This window comes from Bacillus sp. AK128, from assembly GCF_053903075.1.
The window spans coordinates 4,395,891-4,418,198 of record NZ_CP096379.1 but is presented as its reverse complement, the minus strand read 5'-3'; the positions used below and the strand labels follow the sequence as shown (position 1 = coordinate 4,418,198).

The following is a 22,308-nucleotide window of genomic DNA, read 5'->3' as shown; positions in this document are numbered from 1 at the left end:
CCAAGAATGCTTGAAAATGATGTTAAAGCTCAGTTACAGCAATACCTAGAACTATTAGAGAGTGATATTGTTCTTAAAGTGAGTGCTGGTTCAGATAAGGTATCTATGGATCTTTTAGAACTTGTAAATGAAATTGCATCCATGTCATCAAAAATTACAATCGAGCAAACTGAATTAAAGCGTACTCCTAGCTTTAGTGTAAATCGAATTGGAGAAGATACTGGGATTGAATTTGCTGGTATTCCTTTAGGTCATGAATTTACTTCACTTGTGTTAGCTCTATTACAGGTGAGTGGAAGAGCACCTAAAGTCGATCAATCTATTATTGATCAAATAAAGAATATCAAAGGCGAGTTCCATTTTGAGACGTTCGTAAGTTTAAGCTGCCACAACTGTCCTGATGTGGTACAAGCACTTAACATCATGAGTGTGTTAAATCCTACTATCACCCATACAATGATAGATGGTGCTGCACATAAGGAGGAAGTCGAAACCCGAAATATAAGAGCCGTACCAGCTGTTTACTTAAATGGAGAGTTTTGGAACGGTGGTCGTATCTCTATCCAAGAAATTCTTGCTAAAATGGGTGAAGGTCCAAGTGCAGAAGATTTTGCAGATAAAGATCCATATGATGTTCTTATTATTGGTGGTGGACCAGCAGGTGCAAGTGCTGCCATATATGCAGCGCGTAAAGGGATTCGCACAGGCATTGTAGCAGAACGCTTTGGTGGTCAAGTACTCGAAACGCTCAGTATCGAAAACTTTATTAGTGTAAAAGCTACTGAGGGCCCTAAACTGGCACAGGCTCTTGAAGAGCATGTAAAAGAGTACAATATTGACGTGATGGATTTACAACGTGCGAAGCGTTTAGAAAAGAAAGATCTGATTGAAATTGAACTTGAAAACGGTGCTGTTTTAAAGAGTAAATCTGTCATTATTTCAACAGGAGCACGCTGGAGAAATGTGAATGTACCTGGTGAACAGGAGTTTAAAAACAAAGGCGTAGCCTATTGTCCACATTGTGATGGACCATTGTACGCAGGTAAACCTGTTGCGGTTATTGGAGGCGGGAACTCTGGTATTGAAGCTGCAATTGATCTTGCTGGAATTGCAAAACATGTTACCGTTCTCGAGTTTGCACCTGAAATTAAAGCCGATCAAGTGCTTCAGAAGCGCCTTGAAAGCTTGTCAAATGTTAGTGTTATAACAAATGCTGCAACAAAGGAAATTACCGGAACTGACAATGTCAAAGGGCTTATTTATACGGACCGGGAAACGGGAGAAGAACATAATGTTGAAATAGAAGGAGTGTTTGTACAAATCGGACTTGTACCAAACACCGAATGGCTAGAGGGAACATTAGAGCGCAATAAGATGGGTGAAATCATCGTGGATAAGCGTGGAGCTACTTCATTACCGGGTGTGTTTGGAGCAGGAGATTGCACGGATAGTACATATAATCAGATAATTATCTCTATGGGATCTGGAGCGACTGCTGCTCTCGCCGCATTTGATTATCTCATTCGTAACTAAATAAACCATTATTGAATCTAACTCTGTTACTCTTATTTCAGCCCAAAAAAAGAGACTTGGACAAAACCTAATACACCAGTCCCAAAGCCGAATAATCTCTAAATTAGTCTACCTATCAAATATAGTACTGCATTCGTTTACTTGTTTCTAATTAACTAAGTAAGCTAGAAAACAAAGTCGTTCCATTGCGCTGCAGACACTTGCTTTCCGCGGGGAGGAAGTCGAGCCTCCTCGGCTGCGCCTGCGGGGTCTCGACCTTTCCTCCATCTCCCGCAGGAGTCAAGTGTCTTCCGCTCCATTCCACTAGGTTTTAAAAATAGTATGCAAATTAACAAACGATTGAATGTAACAAATAAAAACCCGAACTAGTAGGTGAAAGATACATCAAAATATCACCAAATTGTTCGGGTTTATCATTGGCTGGAATACTTATGTCCCAGCCTCTCTTAGGAAATTAGGAAAGTCCTTTTTACTATATTAAGGTGTCCACTCACTACTTAGAACTGCTACGAGTTCCCAGACTGCTTGTTCGTTAGGTTCAAATACAAGATGTACACTTTTCCAATCCTCATATTCGATATCATTATAATACTCGACGATTTTTGAATCAGGGAAAACAGTTTTTATATATTCATTCATATCGCTGCGCTGTGACTCTGTGTCAAAAAGTTGATTACTCTCGTTGAGGAAAGTATCGGGTTTAAGATATCTTTCTACATAGGCACTAGTCGTTAATTTTATTTCCGAAGTGGCTTCTCCAATGCCCCACATATACTCTGTGTTATCCTGTAAAAGTGTCGGTACTTCATTTTTTTCATAAACAACGGAGTATTCTTCCAGGTAGAACAAGATTGATAAAGTTAGACCTTTTTCTGAGTGTACGTAGTTTGATAGTGTATCCATATCGCGGTTGTGAAGTGCTTGATATATTTCGGTTGCTTTTTGTTCAACTGTTATTTGTTCATTCGGTATTTGTTCTTCCTCATTAGTTGGTTGAGTTTGCTCTACCCCGGGCTCTACAGCTTGATTACCACCATCTAATCCAAAGCTTACTCCCAAAATTCCTAATAAAACAACCGCTACTGCGGACGAGATTCCTATTTGTATTCTTTTCATGAGCATTCTGCTCCTTCCTGGATGTTGAAACTCTACAGCTTCTAAGGCACTCATAACTTCATTATGAATATGGTCTTGATTAGATTTACTCATGCGATGAGTTGGAAATTGGTTAAGCTTATCCTCAAAATTATTTTGATTATCTTTCATTTGATATCCTCCTGCCTAGTTTGTAACCGTAATGATTTTATCGCACGATGGTAATTTGTTCGTACCTCAGTTTCCTTCCAATTTAAAATTTCGGCTGTTTCCTTTATGGACAATCCTTGAATGCCCCTAAGTAGCAATACTTCACGAAATTTCTTTTTTTGCTTTAATATTGCGTGATAAAGTTCTTTCTGCTCCTCTTTTTCTAGAAGGATCTGTTCGGGCGAGTTTATTGTTTGTTGGTCCCAAGCATGCTGATCGAAAGGTGTACTGTTTTTACTAATTTTATTCTCAGTTTTTCTTGCTTCATCGATTGCTGTATTACGTGCAATGGTAAAGAGCCACGTCTTGGGCGAAGCCTCATTTTTATAAGATTTAAGCCCTCGTCCAGCTTTAATGAAAACCTCTTGAACTAGATCCTCCACATCGGTTGTACCGGTGTAGTAAACCAAAAAATTGTACACATCGTTGCTGTATAGGTAAAACCACTCTGAAATAATTTCTTTAACATTCGTCATAAATTCTGGTTCCCCCGATATTTGAATTCACTAATTAGACGGAGAGTATTTTAATCTGTGTCAAAAAGTTGAAGAAAAGCAGAAAAATCGTGGATGATCTTATATATTAATTTTCGTGAGGTAAATAAACGGAGGCATCTCAATGTATTCTACTGAATACTCGAGATGCCTCTTTTTCACATTATGTGTTGCTATATTTTAAACGATACGCACTTTTTCTCAAAAGTTCAGATTTCAAATCCTTTAACTAAAAGCAGGAGAATAGGGAAGTTCTGCCTTCATTTAGAAAAACAAAACCGTTCCCCTTATTACCTATTCTCTTCTAAAAACTGATTAACAATCTTATTAAACTGTTCACTATGCTCCCAAAACATAAGATGCCCACCTAAGGCTTTCACAGAAGCTTGTGGTGTTAGCTTATGTAGGTAGTTCGTTGCAGTTTCTGCCCAATGCTCGGCAACTATAAATAGAGTTGGCACAGAATTACTGCTATGTGTTGCCTCTTCACGGTAATCAGAGAAAAGTCCTGAAGAGAACAAGTTGGCAGCGATATAGTATGGTGTTTTAAGTGATTGCTCCACAATCCACGTCAATTCTTCTGCCTTTAACTCTCGTTGGACCATTACCCCTGTAGCATATCCAGAAATAAATTCTCGCTGACCTTTTGGATTCCGAAGGTAGTTCGTATAAGCTAAAGCAAGGTCATCAAGAGGTCCTTCCACCCAATCCTGCTCTTGTTGAAGTGATAGTGATTTTGGTGGCATATCGATCATAACAAGAGATTGAACATTCTCCGTTCCAAACTGACGAATATATTCCCACACCGTTAAACAGCCGAATGACCATCCGACAAGTGTTGCATTGTTAATCTTTAATGCCTCAAGGACTTTTTTTAAATCAGTACCATGGGTCACGTAGTCATTTCCATGAACGGTAATCGTAGATCGACCATGACTTCTAGGATCAATCACGATTGTACGATGCGTTTTGGAGAAATGTCGGAGTTGCTCAGAAAAGACTTCTGTCGTAAATGTGAAGCCCGGGATAAAAACAAGCACTTCCCCAGTCCCGATATCTTGAACAAATAATTCAATTCCTGGTTCCACTTCAATATAGCTTTCCTTAATGGCTGTCATCATGTACCTCCTCATTTTTATAAAGGGTGTTTATACTTTTAAATCATATTCCAGTCAGTATGGTTTCATTTCTATTCCGTGGGAAATCTTTGGACCTTATGTTGGTGAGTTACAAGGAAAAGAATAGGCCAATAAATCAAAACCGTGCTTCTGAAGAATAGGTGCACTCATCGGGCTAGCATCGACTGTTAGTAATTTGTAGCCTTTTTTCAGTGCTTCCTGAGCTCGGATGGCGATTAATGAAGTGTATATTCCTCTGCCGCGGTACTCTGGAAGTGTAGATCCGCCCCAAAGACTTCCAAATGATGTACCTTCGTGCAAATACATCCATGCACCACTTACAACTTTTCCTTCTATAATGGCAGCGTAGATAAGTAGATGATCAGGATCATCCTTCAAGTCGCGTTTCAATCTTTCCCCAAGATCAGCATGTGACTCATTCCAAATGAAATCTTCCAGCTCGACAATTCCAGCAATACCTTCGTCATCAAACACTCTTACAATTTCTGGAGCAATATTCTTTTCTATTAATTTTGGTTTAGACTCAATATCTAAAACGAGTAGGGCTTCAGGATCTTCAACTGTAAAGCCTTTTTCGATTAATATTTCCTTTAAGTTAGACGGTTGATCATAGTCATAGTACTTCCATTCAAAGGGTTGAGGGATGCTGTGGAAGAATTCCAGTTCTTGATCGACAATGGTATGTACGTTTCCTTCATTTAAATTAGAGTAGATAACAAAGCCTTTCTCTCCGGTGGTAGAAACATTTCGTACGGTATGTTCAGTAACGATTTTTCTCCACCCAGGATGTTCCACTTCTATTCTTTGTTCCTTTGTATAAATATCAAGTAATTGTTGTTTATTCAAAAGTAAGACCTCCTATTTTACATCCCTATACGTTCTACATGGGTATGGATTTCCCTTTATTTTGGTTTAAAGAGTTAGGAAGTGGTTTTCAGTCTTAAGGAAATTATGCTTAATAAGAAACCTAATCATTTCTCATTCGTATATACTTGTATATAGATTGTAATAAAAAGGAATTTTTACTATAAATTTGATATGAAAAGGGGAGAGGGTATGGTAGGTTATTTTGTTGGGTTTGGTGTTGTAGCATTTATAATTCTGGTGGGTGCTTCTCTTTTTGGTTCAGGCAAGAAAACGCCATTAAAGAATTACCCTGTCCCGGAACAACTAGGAATACAGCTTGAAGATGGGATACCTATTGTTCAAAAATTAGATAAGGCTTTATCATCATCGTATATAGACAATGTGAAAAATAGAGTTCTACAAAGTCACCCGAAATGGAAGGACCATGAGTTTGAGTGGGGGATGTTCGAATTAAAACGGTATTTTGTCATGAATAGTCTTTTAAAAACAGTTCCGATGTTTAGTTCTCATGTTGATGAAATTTGGCATGAGATGCTCATGTTTACTAGAGACTATGAGAAGTTTTCAAAGGAATTTTATCATGATACATTGCATCATACTCCTAATATGGACAGTACTCCAATTCCAGGGGAACGCGCATTTTTTGATTGGGTGTATATCAGTTTATTTGAGATCACTCCGAATAGCCGTCTGGTTTGGGGGAGTTTCCTCCAGAATCCAATTAAGCGCGAGATTCTCGATGATTTTAGGTTATTATCAGAAGATGAGTTACTTACTAAATACTTTAGGAAAAATGAAGAGTGGCTTGACGTTAAAAAACATTTGATTAATAAAATGAAAAGAGAAATCAATGATGCTGATCGGGTTAATCTAGGGTCCAAGAAATTTCCTTCCTCAATTTCAACGAATGAGGCTACTATCTTTTCATACGCAGCAGGTGCGGCAATTTTTTATTCACTATATGAAGAGGATCAGTTTCATGAAAGTATGAGTGAAGTAATTCCGAATGAATATTATAAAGAGCAGCATTCTAGTGGGGGATCATCTTGTTCTGGCTTTGCATGTAGTAGTGATTCGGATGGTGGAGGAGATTCAGGGGGCTCCAGCTGCTCAAGCTGCGGAGGCGGTTGTAGTAGTTGAGGGAGATGTTTAGTTATATGAGTACCGTTTTCTTATGAGGCTTAACATGTCATTTTATCAGGCTACTTTAAGGTAGTCTTTTTTTTGTGCATTCGAGTAAACAGGGCGAAGAGTTATATAGTTCAGCATGAGGAACAATCATATTCTTAATAGAAAATTATTACATAATATGGAGGTAATTTAAAAAAGAAGAAGAATATAATGACAAGAAGTATTATTCTTATAGATACATATATTTCCACTGTAAAATAATAGGAAGGTAAAAGTATAAACTGTATAATAGAATGAAAACGTATATATCTTTAAAGTTTTTGTAACTTTTACTGGTTCATTACGTCAAATAAAGGGTGCTCACTAGTTTTTCCATAAGGTTGTTTGTATAAATTGTTGTTTTTGTAAAAATCCTAGAAGCCGGATTTTTACCCTAGATAGTAAGATTTCTTTTACACGACGAGAACCGCTCTTTTCGATGTATAAACCAATTGGTACGATTAACGAAGAAAGACATCTTAACTAAAGGGTTAAAAAGCAACAATGTTTTAGAAAAGGGCCTTCCATAAAACAAGAGAAAAGGAGAAAGTCATGGTACAAAAAATTGATACTCTACATCCGGTTTTGGGAAATGTAATAGATAATATTGGTAAGGTAATGATTGGTAAGCGGGAAGTGGCCACATTAAGCCTCGTTGCTTTATTAGCAGATGGTCATGTTTTGCTTGAGGATGTTCCTGGTGTTGGTAAAACAATGATGGTTCGTGCTTTAGCAAAATCAGTAAGTGCTGATTTTAAGCGTATACAATTTACACCTGACCTATTGCCATCTGACGTTACAGGTGTCTCTATATATAATCCGAAGGAACTACAATTTGAATTTCGTCCAGGGCCAATCATGGGAAATATTGTACTAGCTGACGAGATTAATAGAACTTCTCCGAAAACACAGGCTGCGTTGTTGGAAGGGATGGAAGAGGCGAGTGTAACGGTTGATGGAGTTACAAGATCGTTAGCGAGACCATTCTTTGTTATGGCCACTCAAAATCCTATTGAATATGAAGGGACGTATCCGTTGCCTGAAGCTCAACTTGATCGATTCATTCTAAAACTTCGGATGGGATATCCAACTGCAGATGAAGAAATGAATATGCTTGCTCGAATGGAATCCGGTCAACCGATTGAAGAACTAAGACCAGTTATCTCAAAAGAGGAATTAATCGATTTACAAAGAGAGGCAAAAAACGTTTCTGTTGACGAATCGATTAGAGAATATATTGTGACGATTGTTAAACAAACACGTAATCATCCTTCTATTTATTTAGGAGCTAGCCCTCGTGGAGCGATTGCTTTGATGAGAGCTGCTCAAGCATATGCATTGATCCACGGACGTGATTATGTAGTGCCGGATGATGTGAAATATTTAGCTCCTTATACACTATCACACCGAATTATCTTGAAATCTGAAGCTAAATTTGAAGGTGTTACAGCAGAGAAGATTGTCAAAGGTCTACTTGAACAGACTAGGGTTCCATTAGTAAGGCGCTGATCCATATGAAGACAAAGAAATTATATGCTAAATTAGCGGGACGTGTAAGTGTTGTTCTCTTACTACTAGCCGTTACCTTCATATTTGCGATGTTTCAAGGGGGCTTTGTAAGCTGGTTTATTTTGTATAGTTTTTTGCCATTTGGACTTTACTCACTATTAGTCAGCCTTTATCCAATGAGCTTTTTTACGGTGAATAGGCAGGTTAATCAAAGTCAATTTACAGCTGGAGAGAAATTTATAGCAACCATCACGGTAGAAAGACGACTTCGTTTCCTACCGCTTTTATATATTATTGTTGAAGAAGAGATTCCACCTACGCTTAGATATTGTAGACAGTCGAAGCGATCAAAGGTCATGTTGTTCCCTTGGTTTCGAAAAACCTTACAAGTTGATTATATTCTAGATTCAATTCCACGAGGGGAGCATCGTTTTACGACGATAAAAGTAAAAACAGGTGATTTATTCGGATTAATTGAAAAAGAGGGGCTATATGAATTAAAGAAGACATACTTGGTATATCCACAACATGTTGATCTTTCATACCGTCAGCTCGAGAATCGATATGATCAAGGGGCAACCTCATCGCGTACTAAGTTAATCCGAGACACCACGATGGCAGTCGGTGTCCGTGAGTATCAACCGGGCGACCGGTTTTCCTGGATTGATTGGAAGGCAAGTGCAAGAAGAAACACCTTTATGACAAAAGAATTTGAACAGCAGCAAAGTCATAATGTACTCGTGATTATGGACCGGTCAGACAAACAGAATTTACCGTTGTTTGAGCAAGTGGTTGTTCTTTCAGCGTCCATTGTTCGAGCGATTATTAGGCATGGTGCCCAGTTAAGTTTTGTTTCGGTAGGACCCGAGCGATTTGTTACAGATGTGAAGAATTCAGAGGCACATCAACAACAAATTTTTCATCATCTTGCTAAGGTTCAGCCTGATAATCAATATTTTGAGGCATCTATAGAATCAGAGGTAAATAAGTGGCAGCAGGGAATGACATTAATTTTCGTAACAAGCCATTTAACTGATGCCTTTATCAGGACCATTGAGTATCTATCACATAGACAATATCATTTAGTTGTATTTGTCATCCTTCCAAGGAGAAATCCTTCAAAAGACATTATAAGGAAAATTGAGATTTTAAAGCATAAGCATATTTTTATAAAAGCTGTCATGGAAGGTCAATATGCAGATGCGTTTCATGAGGTGAGTAGATGAACATGATTCACGAACAGTTTCATAAGGTCATCTTTTATGTATATGGTTTTCTCGTACTATGGGAATGGATTCGACCGCTAGATCAAATTACTGATACTGGTCATATTCAATTATTTTTGATTTTTGTCGGTATTTCATATTTACTGGCCTATTTGAAAGTACATTTTTTCATTTCTTTCTCTATTAAGATTTTGTATATCGTGTATGTTCTTCAGAGCATATTTTTTGAAGGCTCTTTCTTTAGTCTAGGCTGGATTAAGGATTTTCTCGTTAGTCTCCAAGCGAATCTTTCCTATGTTGCCACAGGTAGCTGGTGGGAGATGACCAATTCGTTTAGAAGCTTATTGTTTTTTATTTTGTTATGGTTATTAGCTTATTTAATGGAATATTGGATTGTTCAGTTAAAAAAGATTTTCATGTTTTTAATTATGACGATTACGTATTTAGCGATATTAGATACGTTTACTCCTTATAATGCAGATTTAGCGATGATTAGAATGGTAGTTTTAGGATTCCTTATTCTTGGACTTTTAAAGCTCGAGCGAATTAAAGAGAAAGAATCGATCTCGATTGATAATAAGCAATGGGTGAAATGGCTTACTCCTCTTATACTAGTAACATTGTTAACTACCTCTTTAGGTTATTTAGCACCAAAGGCAGCACCTCAATGGCCAGACCCAGTACCGTACTTAAAAGGTTATGGTGAAGGGACTGGTCCGGGAAATGGTGTGAAGCGGATTGGGTACGGTACGAACGACTCAAATTTGGGAGGACCTTTTATTGGTGATGATACGTTGGTCTTCACAGTGGAAGGTCAAGGTAGGGAATATTGGAAGGTTGAAACAAAGGATGTTTATACAGGTAAAGGGTGGGAAGCATCAAATAATACGATTATTCCAATTGAAGAAGATGAAGGAGTAATGGTTAAAGCTTTAGTGGGAAATGTGGAAACAACCCCATCTACAGCAGTGGTGAATGTAAGTCTTGAATATCCACACGTCGTTTATCCTGTTGAACTTCAAGATGTGGACTCAGGGACAGATATACTCTATCAATTTAATACAGACACAGAAAAGATCATGACGGAAAGAGAAGGTCAACCATACCCATTACAGCAATATGAGGTAACCTATCATGACCCGAATTTTGTGTACGAGGATTTAAGAGCTTCAAGTTTCGAATATAATAATGAGATATTAGACCGATTTACACAGCTTCCTAATGATTTACCTGATCGTGTAAGAGATTTAGCTACTGAAATTATAGCTCCATATAATAATCGTTATGACCAGGTAAAAGCCGTGGAAAGTTATTTTAGAATGAATGGATTTGTATATGACACGACTGATGTTGCGGTGCCAGGCCGAAATGATGATTACGTAGATCAATTTCTATTTGAAACAAAAATCGGATATTGCGATAACTTCTCTACATCTATGATCGTTCTTCTTCGTTCTGTTGGTATACCAGCAAGATGGGTGAAGGGATATACAGGTGGAGAGTATGTAAGCACATTAGATAATGATAATCGGGTATATGAGGTTAGGAATGCAGACGCCCATTCCTGGGTTGAGGTATATTTTGCGGGGATTGGTTGGGTTCCTTTCGAACCAACTTCAGGTTTCTCGAACCCGTACAACTTCATCTCGGAGCTAGAAGTGCAGGATGATAACCTAACTGTACCAGAAACGGAGCAACAACCTCAGCAACCAGCAGATGACCTTTTAGAAGAAGGAGATACAACAGAAGAATCCAATAGTAGTTCTTCATGGTCCATTGATATTGGAATCAATGATGTTTTACTAGCATTAGGGATTCTTGTGGCTATAGGAGCAATCCTGTTTTTCACTAAAAGAGCATGGTACCCTAGGTATGTGCTACAACGTTACGGTAAATTTAAGGATGCTCATTCGTTTGAGACCTCATATTTTATCCTAATAAAGGCACTAAAGGGCTATGGTATTAAAAAACAAGATAGTCAGACATTACGTGAATTTGCTGATTATGTTGATTCGTTTTTTTACTCTAGAGATATGAGGTATCTAACCATAAAGCTAGAAGGACTTCAATATAAGAAAGACCGAGTTCTTGAACAAAAGGACTTAGATACTTTAAGAGAATTGTGGGAAAATTTAATTAAAAAGGTAGTATCTTGACCTAATGAAAAGCCATTGATAGAATAGGTTCAATATCATAAAGATCTTCATATATCCTCGAAAATATGGTTCGAGAGTCTCTACCGGGTTGCCGTAAAAAACCTGACTATGAAGACAGGACCGAGATCTATACATTTGGGGAACTTTGTATAAAACTAGGATTCTGTCTTCTATTCATTTAGGGACAGTAATTCTAGTTTTTTTGTATTTAAAATAGTAGAAAATGTAATATTTAACGCATCTGAAAGATTATTCAATCGTCTAGCAATCAAATGCTTGGCAAAGGCTAATCTTTCTAAATATTTCAGTAGGGGTGAATAGCATTGATTAAAAGTCAGGAAAAGATTGTCGTATTAGATTTTGGAAGTCAATATAATCAGCTTATTACACGTAGAATTAGAGAATTCGGAGTGTATAGTGAGCTTCATCCTCATACATTAACAGCAGAAGAAATTAAGCAGATGAACCCAAAGGGGATTATTTTGTCAGGTGGTCCAAACAGTGTGTATGGTGAAAATGCATTCCATTGTGATCGTGAAATTTTCAATTTAGGAATACCAGTACTAGGAATTTGCTATGGGATGCAGCTTATGACGTATTTATTTGATGGAGTGGTAGAAAAGGCGACACATCGTGAATATGGAAAAGCTGTATTAAAGGTTGAGAATGAATCATTACTCTATCAATCATTACCGACTGAACAAATTGTGTGGATGAGCCATGGTGACCTAGTAAAAGAGATACCAACTGGGTTTACGGTTGATGCAACAAGTGCTTCATGTCCAATTGCGGGGATGAGCAATCCTGATAAAAAATTCTATGGGGTACAATTCCATCCTGAAGTTAGACATTCTGAATACGGAAATGATTTATTAAAGAACTTTGTATTTGAGGTATGTGAATGCAAGGAAAAATGGACGATGGAAAACTTCATTGAGATTGAGTTAGAGAAGATCCGTCAGCTTGTTGGTAATAAAAAGGTTCTTTGCGCTCTAAGTGGTGGAGTTGACTCTTCTGTAGTCGCGGTGTTAATTCATAAGGCTATCGGTGACCAGTTAACTTGTATGTTCGTTGATCATGGCCTACTTCGTAAAGGTGAGGCTGAAGGGGTTATGAAAACCTTTAGTGAAGGCTTTAATATGAACGTGATTAAGATTGATGCGAAGGATCGTTTTATGTCCAAGCTTAAGGGTGTTAGTGATCCAGAGCAAAAACGTAAAATTATCGGGAATGAATTTATTTATGTTTTTGATGATGAGGCTACAAGATTAGAAGGAATTGACTTCCTTGCTCAAGGTACTTTGTATACTGATATTATTGAAAGTGGAACATTAACTGCCCAAACAATCAAGTCACACCATAATGTAGGTGGACTACCGAAGGACATGAAATTTAAACTAATCGAGCCTTTAAATACATTGTTTAAAGATGAAGTACGTGCATTAGGAACGGAATTAGGAATTCCTGACGAGATTGTTTGGAGACAACCATTCCCAGGTCCAGGTCTTGGTATTCGTGTGCTAGGAGAAATTACAGAAGAGAAGCTAGAAATTGTCCGCGAATCTGATGCTATTCTCCGTGACGAGATTAGGCTTGCAGGCCTTGATCGTGACATTTGGCAATACTTCACAGTGCTCCCTGACATAAGAAGTGTAGGGGTTATGGGAGATGCTAGAACATACGATTACACAATTGGAATTCGAGCAGTAACTTCTATTGATGGGATGACCTCTGATTGGGCACGAATCCCTTGGGAGGTTCTTGAGAAAATCTCGACAAGAATTGTTAATGAAGTTAATCATATTAATCGCGTAGTGTACGATATTACAAGTAAGCCACCAGCAACAATTGAGTGGGAATAAAAGTGAAAAACGAACATTCCAAAAAATAACTTATGGAATGTTCGTTTTTTCTATTGACGAAGAGTAAGTAGCTTGGTACAATTCAGTTGTAATTATCATATTTTTTGTCGAAACTCGTATAAAATTGGGAATATGGCCCGAAAGTTTCTACCAAGCTACCGTAAACAGCTTGACTACGAGGTGATTGTACAGAGGCACTGGAGAAACTTTTCTTCTGCTTACCTATACATTACCTTTGAAACTCGTGGTCTAAAAGGACCGGAGTTTTTTTATTTTATTAAAGAGTTATAAAGGAAAAGGGGTAAAGTAGATGAAACGTTATTTTCAGTTTGAGGAATTGGGCACAAATTATAAGAGAGAATTCATCGCAGGTTTAACAACATTTTTATCCATGGCATATATTTTATTCGTTAATCCAGATGTACTAAGCCTAGCGGTTATAACAGACTTACCAGATGATTTAAGAATGCCTAAAGAAGCAATCTTTACAGCAACTGCTATTGCTGCTGCAGTCGGTTCATTGTTAATGGGGATTATTGCGAAATATCCTATTGCATTAGCACCTGGTATGGGATTAAATGCATTCTTTGCATTTACAGTTGTTCTAGGTATGGGGATTCCTTGGGAGACAGCTCTATCTGGTGTATTAGTTTCTGGTATCTTCTTTATTATTCTTACATTAACAGGTGTTCGTGAAAAAATTATAAATGCAATTCCATCTGAACTAAAATTCGCGGTTGGAGCAGGTATCGGTCTATTCATTGCATTTATCGGGTTTCAAAATGCAGGAATTATCGTAAACGATGATGCGACACTAGTGAGTTTAGGTGATTTAACGAATGGTGCAACACTTTTAGCGGTATTTGGAGTGTTAATTACAGTTATCTTAATGGTTAAAGGTGTGAATGGTGGGATCTTCATTGGGATGGTTATAACGGCAATTGCTGGAATGATCTTTGGATTAATTGGTATCCCAACTGCGGTTGTAGGAAGTATCCCAAGCTTAGAGCCAACATTTGGAGTAGCATTTACACACCTAGGTGAAATCTTCACGATTCAAATGCTTGTCGTTATTCTAACGTTCTTGTTCGTAGATTTCTTCGATACAGCTGGAACTCTAGTAGCTGTAGCAAATCAAGCAGGTTTAATGAAAAACAATAAACTGCCACGTGCAGGTAAAGCCTTATTTGCAGATTCTGCTGCAACAGTTGTAGGTGCAACTTTAGGAACTTCTACTACTACTTCTTATATTGAATCATCTGCCGGTGTTGCAGCTGGTGGTAGATCAGGATTTGCTTCAGTGGTAACAGCTGGATTTTTCTTACTAGCTTTATTCTTCTCTCCATTATTAGGTGTTGTCACTCCGGCAGTAACAGCTCCTGCATTAATTATTGTAGGAATTCTAATGGTGTCGGCGTTAGGAGAAATTGATTGGAAGAAGTTTGAGATAGCTGTACCGGCTTTCCTAACTATTGTGGCAATGCCTTTAACGTATAGTATTGCTACAGGAATTGCGATTGGATTCATCTTTTATCCAATCACGATGATTATGAAGGGTCGTACAAAAGAAATACACCCAATCATGTATGGTATGTTTATCATTTTTGTTCTATATTTTGTTTTCTTAGTAGAATAGATTCTATATATATAAAGGCCTGGTCAACATTGACTAGGTCTTTTCTATTTATTAACTCGAATAAGGTGTTGACATATAAAGATAATCCATGTATTATAAGAAAAGTCGCTGCTGACATAAACCAACTTTGAAAAAAACATTTTGGAAAAGGTTGTTGACAGTGATTGGTGAATCTGATATATTTATTAAGCTGCTTGATTGAAGCGGCAGACAAGTTCTTTGAAAACTAAACAAAACGTCAAGCGTGTTGGTTTTGAAAACCGACGCAAAGTTTTAAATTTTTAAAAAGTCTACTATATAGTTATTCTCACTTATGTGGAATAAACTTAGTAGATTGCCGGTGTATTTGAGCAATCAAACACTTTATTGGAGAGTTTGATCCTGGCTCAGGACGAACGCTGGCGGCGTGCCTAATACATGCAAGTCGAGCGAATCTCTTCGGAGATTAGCGGCGGACGGGTGAGTAACACGTGGGCAACCTGCCTGTAAGACTGGGATAACTTCGGGAAACCGGAGCTAATACCGGATAACTTCAGACACCTCCTGGTGACTGAATAAAAGATGGCTTCGGCTATCACTTACAGATGGGCCCGCGGCGCATTAGCTAGTTGGTGAGGTAACGGCTCACCAAGGCGACGATGCGTAGCCGACCTGAGAGGGTGATCGGCCACACTGGGACTGAGACACGGCCCAGACTCCTACGGGAGGCAGCAGTAGGGAATCTTCCGCAATGGACGAAAGTCTGACGGAGCAACGCCGCGTGAGCGATGAAGGCCTTCGGGTCGTAAAGCTCTGTTGTTAGGGAAGAACAAGTACCGTTCGAATAGGGCGGTACCTTGACGGTACCTAACCAGAAAGCCACGGCTAACTACGTGCCAGCAGCCGCGGTAATACGTAGGTGGCAAGCGTTGTCCGGAATTATTGGGCGTAAAGCGCGCGCAGGCGGTCCTTTAAGTCTGATGTGAAAGCCCACGGCTCAACCGTGGAGGGTCATTGGAAACTGGGGGACTTGAGTACAGAAGAGGAAAGTGGAATTCCACGTGTAGCGGTGAAATGCGTAGAGATGTGGAGGAACACCAGTGGCGAAGGCGACTTTCTGGTCTGTAACTGACGCTGAGGCGCGAAAGCGTGGGGAGCAAACAGGATTAGATACCCTGGTAGTCCACGCCGTAAACGATGAGTGCTAAGTGTTAGAGGGTTTCCGCCCTTTAGTGCTGAAGTTAACGCATTAAGCACTCCGCCTGGGGAGTACGGTCGCAAGACTGAAACTCAAAGGAATTGACGGGGGCCCGCACAAGCGGTGGAGCATGTGGTTTAATTCGAAGCAACGCGAAGAACCTTACCAGGTCTTGACATCCCTTTGACCTTCCTAGAGATAGGAATTTCCCTTCGGGGACAAAGGTGACAGGTGGTGCATGGTTGTCGTCAGCTCGTGTCGTGAGATGTTGGGTTAAGTCCCGCAACGAGCGCAACCCTTGATCTTAGTTGCCAGCATTCAGTTGGGCACTCTAAGGTGACTGCCGGTGACAAACCGGAGGAAGGTGGGGATGACGTCAAATCATCATGCCCCTTATGACCTGGGCTACACACGTGCTACAATGGATGGTACAAAGGGCAGCAAAACCGCGAGGTTGAGCAAATCCCATAAAACCATTCTCAGTTCGGATTGCAGGCTGCAACTCGCCTGCATGAAGCCGGAATCGCTAGTAATCGCGGATCAGCATGCCGCGGTGAATACGTTCCCGGGCCTTGTACACACCGCCCGTCACACCACGAGAGTTTGTAACACCCGAAGTCGGTGAGGTAACCTTAGGGGGCCAGCCGCCGAAGGTGGGACAGATGATTGGGGTGAAGTCGTAACAAGGTAGCCGTATCGGAAGGTGCGGCTGGATCACCTCCTTTCTAAGGATAAGTGGAAACTTTCGTTTCCATAAAATAGCGCTTGAACGTTTTGTTTAGTTTTGAGAGAATGATCTCTCAGCATCTTGTCCAAGTGACTTGATGGATGCTTATTTTGCCTAACGGCAAAAAAGCTTGTTCCTTGAAAACTAGATAATAATTCGTATGTAAGAAAGTCAAGAAATTGATCGAATGATCTTTAACAACGGTTAAGTTGTTAAGGGCGCACGGTGGATGCCTTGGCACTAGGAGCCGATGAAGGACGTGACTAACAACGATATGCTTCGGGGAGCTGTAAGTAAGCTTTGATCCGGAGATTTCCGAATGGGGAAACCCACTGCTCGTAATGGGGTAGTATCTTCACCTGAATACATAGGGTGATGATGGCAGACCCGGGGAACTGAAACATCTTAGTACCCGGAGGAAGAGAAAGCAATTCGCGATTTCCTGAGTAGCGGCGAGCGAAACGGAAGAAGCCCAAACCAAGAGGCTTGCCTCTTGGGGTTGTAGGACACTCAACATGGAGTTACAAAGGAACGAGGTAAGTGAAGCGGTCTGGAAAGGCCAGCCATAGAAGGTAACAGCCCTGTAGCTGAAACTTCGTTCCCTCCTGAGTGGATCCTGAGTACGGCGGGACACGAGAAATCCCGTCGGAAGCAGGGAGGACCATCTCCCAAGGCTAAATACTCCCTAGTGACCGATAGTGAACCAGTACCGTGAGGGAAAGGTGAAAAGCACCCCGGAAGGGGAGTGAAACAGATCCTGAAACCGTGTGCCTACAAGTAGTCAGAGCCCGTTAACGGGTGATGGCGTGCCTTTTGTAGAATGAACCGGCGAGTTACGATCCCGTGCAAGGTTAAGTTGAGAAGACGGAGCCGCAGCGAAAGCGAGTCTGAATAGGGCGATTGAGTACGTGGTCGTAGACCCGAAACCAGGTGATCTACCCATGTCCAGGGTGAAGTTCAGGTAACACTGAATGGAGGCCCGAACCCACGCACGTTGAAAAGTGCGGGGATGAGGTGTGGGTAGCGGAGAAATTCCAATCGAACCTGGAGATAGCTGGTTCTCTCCGAAATAGCTTTAGGGCTAGCCTCGAGTTTGAGAGTCTTGGAGGTAGAGCACTGATTGGACTAGGGGCCCTCATCGGGTTACCGAATTCAGTCAAACTCCGAATGCCAAAGACTTATACTTGGGAGTCAGACTGCGAGTGATAAGATCCGTAGTCGAAAGGGAAACAGCCCAGACCACCAGCTAAGGTCCCAAAGTATACGTTAAGTGGAAAAGGATGTGGAGTTGCCCAGACAACCAGGATGTTGGCTTAGAAGCAGCCACCATTTAAAGAGTGCGTAATAGCTCACTGGTCGAGTGACTCTGCGCCGAAAATGTACCGGGGCTAAACGTATCACCGAAGCTGTGGAATGTCTAACGACATTGGTAGGAGAGCGTTCTAAGGGCGTTGAAGCTAGACCGTAAGGACTGGTGGAGCGCTTAGAAGTGAGAATGCCGGTATGAGTAGCGAAAGACAAGTGAGAATCTTGTCCACCGAATGCCTAAGGTTTCCTGAGGAAGGCTCGTCCGCTCAGGGTTAGTCAGGACCTAAGCCGAGGCCGAAAGGCGTAGGCGATGGACAACAGGTTGATATTCCTGTACCACCTCCTCACCGTTTGAGCAATGGGGGGACGCAGGAGGATAGAGAATCGCGCGATTGGAAGTGCGCGTCCAAGCAGTTAGGCTGGTAAGTAGGCAAATCCGCTTACCATAAGGCTGAGCTGTGATGGCGAGGGAAATATAGTACCGAAGTTCTTGATTCCACACTGCCAAGAAAAGCCTCTAGCGAGGTGAGAGGTGCCTGTACCGCAAACCGACACAGGTAGGCGAGGAGAGAATCCTAAGGTGATCGAGAGAACTCTCGTTAAGGAACTCGGCAAAATGACCCCGTAACTTCGGGAGAAGGGGTGCTCTGGTAGGGTGAAAGCCCGAGAGAGCCGCAGTGAAAAGGCCCAAGCGACTGTTTAGCAAAAACACAGGTCTCTGCGAAGCCGTAAGGCGAAGTATAGGGGCTGACACCTGCCCGGTGCTGGAAGGTTAAGAGGAGAGGTTAGCGCAAGCGAAGCTTTGAATTGAAGCCCCAGTAAACGGCGGCCGTAACTATAACGGTCCTAAGGTAGCGAAATTCCTTGTCAGGTAAGTTCTGACCCGCACGAAAGGTGTAACGATTTGGGCACTGTCTCAACGAGAGACTCGGTGAAATTATAGTACCTGTGAAGATGCAGGTTACCCGCGACAGGACGGAAAGACCCCGTGGAGCTTTACTGTAGCCTGATATTGAATTTTGGTACAGCTTGTACAGGATAGGTAGGAGCCTGAGAAGCCGGAGCGCCAGCTTCGGTGGAGGCGTCGGTGGGATACTACCCTGGCTGTATTGAAATTCTAACCCGCAGCTCTGATCGAGCTGGGAGACAGTGTCAGGTGGGCAGTTTGACTGGGGCGGTCGCCTCCTAAAATGTAACGGAGGCGCCCAAAGGTTCCCTCAGAATGGTTGGAAATCATTCGTAGAGTGTAAAGGCACAAGGGAGCTTGACTGCGAGACCTACAAGTCGAGCAGGGACGAAAGTCGGGCTTAGTGATCCGGTGGTTCCGCATGGAAGGGCCATCGCTCAACGGATAAAAGCTACCCCGGGGATAACAGGCTTATCTCCCCCAAGAGTCCACATCGACGGGGAGGTTTGGCACCTCGATGTCGGCTCATCGCATCCTGGGGCTGTAGTCGGTCCCAAGGGTTGGGCTGTTCGCCCATTAAAGCGGTACGCGAGCTGGGTTCAGAACGTCGTGAGACAGTTCGGTCCCTATCCGTCGTGGGCGTAGGAAATTTGAGAGGAGCTGTCCTTAGTACGAGAGGACCGGGATGGACACACCGCTGGTGTACCAGTTGTTCTGCCAAGGGCATCGCTGGGTAGCTATGTGTGGACGGGATAAGTGCTGAAAGCATCTAAGCATGAAGCCCCCCTCAAGATGAGATTTCCCATTCTTTGAAGTAAGACCCCTGAAAGACGATCAGGTTGATAGGTCTGAGGTGGAAGCGTGGCGACACGTGGAGCTGACAGATACTAATAGGTCGAGGACTTAACCATATTTAAACGACAATCTTGCATACGATATTATCTAGTTTTGAGGGAACAATTATTATTCCCTTATTGTCTGGTGATGATGGCGAAGAGGATACACCCGTTCCCATTCCGAACACGGAAGTTAAGCTCTTCAGCGCCGATGGTAGTTGGGGCATTGCCCCTGTGAGAGTAGGACGTCGCCAAGCAAAGAGAAAAAGCGTAGCTATTGTAGCTGCGCTTTTTTTGTGGTTAAAAGAAGTGTTTTCGTTTTCAAGAAATTCTATTTTGACGACTATAAAGAAAAGAACTGGTTAGAGGACATATAGTCCTCTATTTTAGTCAAAATGGCATATTGTGAGGGCTGAGCGGACATATAGTCCTCTATTGTTAGGAAAAGAGTGTGTTTTGTCAGTAATAGAGGCAAATAGAGGACAGAGGGTCCGCAAACCCTAGGAAATCGGTAAGAACCGGTCAAATAGAGGACTCAGTGTCCGCGGAGGGATTGAGTCGAGGCAAGAGGTTACATAAACGTTCATTTTGATTGGTGAGCGGACAACCAGTCCTCTATTTTTATATAGCATGAAATACAAATAGTTTTTTAGTCCGAACCCGAACACAAAAGTTAAGCTCGCGCGCCGATGGTAGTTGGGCATTGCCCTGTGAGAGTAGGACGTCGCCAAGCAAAGAGAAGATGCGTAGCTATTGTAGCTGTGCTTTTTTGTTTTCTATTATAAATGACTCGCATATATGTAAGAAGAAGTCCAGTTCGTTTGGAAGTCTGTCGTTTACTAAATAATGCTTAATGATTGTGAAAAAGCTAGGTAATTGGGCGTTAAACTGCAAAAAGTAGAGTATATAGCTACTCACTATTTTCAACGATTCCGCAAATTAGTATTTGCGGAATTATAATAAGAAATCGTGAAATAAATGAAAAAATCGTGGAATTAACGTATTTTTTCATGGAAATAACTTAAAAACTACGGAATTAGATATACTTCTCGTGGAATTATCATAAAACTACAGGAATAAATTTATGTTCGTCATAGATCCGCATGTGTATCAGCTACTTCTAGTAACAATAATTATCTTCTAGAGTGATCTTTTGAGGAAAAAAATAAATTTAATCTCTATAATAATTATTTATGTCTTAAAATGATCCCAACAAGGCAGAATTGGAGCAATGATGGTAGTTGGGGAAGGGCCATATTATATATGAAGAGCTACTTCGCACCAAAGTGGAAAATTATGATATTACATTATGATGTAAAAGAGGAAACCTTATAAAGTCTCCCCTTTAGCTAATACGTAGTTTTTCCTTTTGCTAGTTTATCACGGTCTAAAGCAGTTGGTGGCTGCTCAAGCCAACCATTGTTTATCATTATATTTGCCCCATCCTCTGCAAATTTAAGGATCTCGGCAATTAGTCTAGTGTAGTGAGAACCCAAATCACGTCTAGGACTTGAACCCAAGCTTGTCCCGTAGTGACTTGTACTTGCAGCTGTTAATGCTGCTGAGTGGAACATAATGAGTTTATCAGAGAAGGGGGCAGTTGTTGAATCTGTCGGTAAAGTATTCCATACCATTGGTGTAGGAAGCTTTGATTCACTAAGAACTGAGCCGAAGACTTCGATATGCTTTGATGCGATCTGAATACCATTGGATAAAAATTCCCTTACCTCATCTGATTTTACAACCTGTTTAAAACCAGTTAACAAAGCTCTTCCTAGATCATTTCGCTCAATGTTAAAAAATAAATTCATAATTTCGATAGAGGTTAAAGGACGTCTTTCTCCGAACCATCCTGACAGAAAACCTTGCTTTGAAACAAAATCAACTTCTTTTGGGATATTAATTTGAGGAGGTCTGATAAAGAGACCTTTCTCGAGTAAAACTTCCACACTCTTATTGTATAAAGTTGAAGATTCTGAAATGCAGTTTGTAAAGAATGTTCTTATATCTTGTCTCGCCGAGTTACCTAGTGCTAGGCTATAGCCATTTCCACCGATGAATGCCATATTCTTTAAATAATATAGGTAAAAGGCGTCTGAAAATAATTTAGGTGCTGTATGATTATAGTCATTCTCTGAAAAACTAACGGGGATTGGGAATTTCTCTTCCGTAAAGAGATTTGTTAAAAAGATTAAATGTTGCTCTGAAAGTGAAAGTGCATACTGGAGTACCTCTTTGATTTGCGCGTCATCTACATTATTGATGAAGTAGGGGATTACTGCTGTTGCTAACGTATCATTATGATAGGTAGTCCAGAGGTTAGCCATTTCAGAGGTTGTTAACATTACGTTTCGCATATATCGGACACACCTTCCTTTTAAGGACAAATAAGATAGTACTAGGTTATACAAAACTTATATATTTATCCATAAAAAACATGGTCCTTTAAGAACCAT

General features: G+C 40.7%; 12 protein-coding genes, 3 rRNA genes and 2 riboswitches. Of the genes, 10 read left to right on the top strand and 5 right to left on the bottom strand.

Annotation, left to right across the window (positions count from 1 at the left end):
* The first annotated feature begins 6 nt into the window (after positions 1-6).
* Complete coding sequence (ahpF, locus tag M1D60_RS22035) at positions 7-1,533, top strand: alkyl hydroperoxide reductase subunit F (RefSeq protein ID WP_456276948.1); 1,527 nt, start codon at positions 7-9, stop codon at positions 1,531-1,533.
* Between the two features lie 477 nt (positions 1,534-2,010).
* Here ahpF and M1D60_RS22030 read toward each other — a convergent pair whose 3' ends face one another.
* The 4 genes from M1D60_RS22030 to M1D60_RS22015 form a co-directional block, all read right to left on the bottom strand.
* The gene (locus M1D60_RS22030) at positions 2,011-2,799 is read right to left on the bottom strand and encodes a hypothetical protein (RefSeq protein WP_456276947.1); all 789 of its coding nucleotides are present in this window, start codon (positions 2,797-2,799) and stop codon (positions 2,011-2,013) included.
* Positions 2,796-3,314, bottom strand: a complete 519-nt coding sequence (locus M1D60_RS22025) for an RNA polymerase sigma factor (protein ID WP_456276946.1) — start codon at positions 3,312-3,314, stop codon at positions 2,796-2,798. Before M1D60_RS22025 ends, M1D60_RS22030 begins: the two co-directional genes overlap by 4 nt.
* Positions 3,315-3,622: 308 nt before the next feature.
* Positions 3,623-4,453 (bottom strand): alpha/beta fold hydrolase, encoded by an 831-nt coding sequence (locus M1D60_RS22020; protein WP_456276945.1) that lies wholly within the window; start codon positions 4,451-4,453, stop codon positions 3,623-3,625.
* Between the two features lie 93 nt (positions 4,454-4,546).
* Positions 4,547-5,317 (bottom strand): GNAT family N-acetyltransferase, encoded by a 771-nt coding sequence (locus tag M1D60_RS22015; RefSeq protein ID WP_456276944.1) that lies wholly within the window; start codon positions 5,315-5,317, stop codon positions 4,547-4,549.
* 210 nt (positions 5,318-5,527) lie between these two features.
* Between M1D60_RS22015 and M1D60_RS22010 the strand changes: the two genes are divergently transcribed.
* From M1D60_RS22010 to rrf, 9 genes are all read left to right on the top strand, one after another.
* Positions 5,528-6,478, top strand: coding sequence for a hypothetical protein (locus tag M1D60_RS22010; protein WP_456276943.1), 951 nt, complete (start codon positions 5,528-5,530; stop codon positions 6,476-6,478).
* A gap of 582 nt (positions 6,479-7,060) precedes the next feature.
* Positions 7,061-8,017, top strand: a complete 957-nt coding sequence (locus M1D60_RS22005) for an AAA family ATPase (protein ID WP_456276942.1) — start codon at positions 7,061-7,063, stop codon at positions 8,015-8,017.
* A 5-nt stretch (positions 8,018-8,022) separates the two neighbouring features.
* Complete coding sequence (locus M1D60_RS22000; protein WP_456276941.1) at positions 8,023-9,243, top strand: DUF58 domain-containing protein; 1,221 nt, start codon at positions 8,023-8,025, stop codon at positions 9,241-9,243.
* Positions 9,240-11,399 (top strand): transglutaminase-like domain-containing protein, encoded by a 2,160-nt coding sequence (locus M1D60_RS21995; protein ID WP_456276940.1) that lies wholly within the window; start codon positions 9,240-9,242, stop codon positions 11,397-11,399. The genes M1D60_RS22000 and M1D60_RS21995 overlap by 4 nt, the downstream gene beginning before the upstream one ends.
* Before the next feature lie 27 nt (positions 11,400-11,426).
* A riboswitch (purine riboswitch) is annotated at positions 11,427-11,528 on the top strand.
* Between the two features lie 194 nt (positions 11,529-11,722).
* Entirely contained in the window at positions 11,723-13,261 is a 1,539-nt protein-coding gene (gene guaA, locus M1D60_RS21990) for a glutamine-hydrolyzing GMP synthase (RefSeq protein ID WP_456276939.1), read from the top strand.
* 94 nt (positions 13,262-13,355) lie between these two features.
* Positions 13,356-13,457, top strand: a riboswitch (purine riboswitch).
* A gap of 114 nt (positions 13,458-13,571) precedes the next feature.
* Complete coding sequence (locus M1D60_RS21985; RefSeq protein WP_456276938.1) at positions 13,572-14,897, top strand: NCS2 family permease; 1,326 nt, start codon at positions 13,572-13,574, stop codon at positions 14,895-14,897.
* Between the two features lie 363 nt (positions 14,898-15,260).
* Positions 15,261-16,799: ribosomal RNA gene (locus tag M1D60_RS21980) — 16S ribosomal RNA — on the top strand.
* A gap of 204 nt (positions 16,800-17,003) precedes the next feature.
* A 23S ribosomal RNA gene (locus tag M1D60_RS21975) occupies positions 17,004-19,927 on the top strand.
* 66 nt (positions 19,928-19,993) lie between these two features.
* Positions 19,994-20,109: ribosomal RNA gene (rrf, locus tag M1D60_RS21970) — 5S ribosomal RNA — on the top strand.
* The 16S, 23S and 5S rRNA genes sit together here, the layout of an rRNA operon.
* 1,092 nt (positions 20,110-21,201) lie before the next feature.
* Here the strand turns inward: rrf and M1D60_RS21965 are convergent.
* Positions 21,202-22,209, bottom strand: coding sequence for a DUF3231 family protein (locus M1D60_RS21965; RefSeq protein ID WP_456276937.1), 1,008 nt, complete (start codon positions 22,207-22,209; stop codon positions 21,202-21,204).
* Between the last annotated feature and the right edge of the window lie 99 nt (positions 22,210-22,308).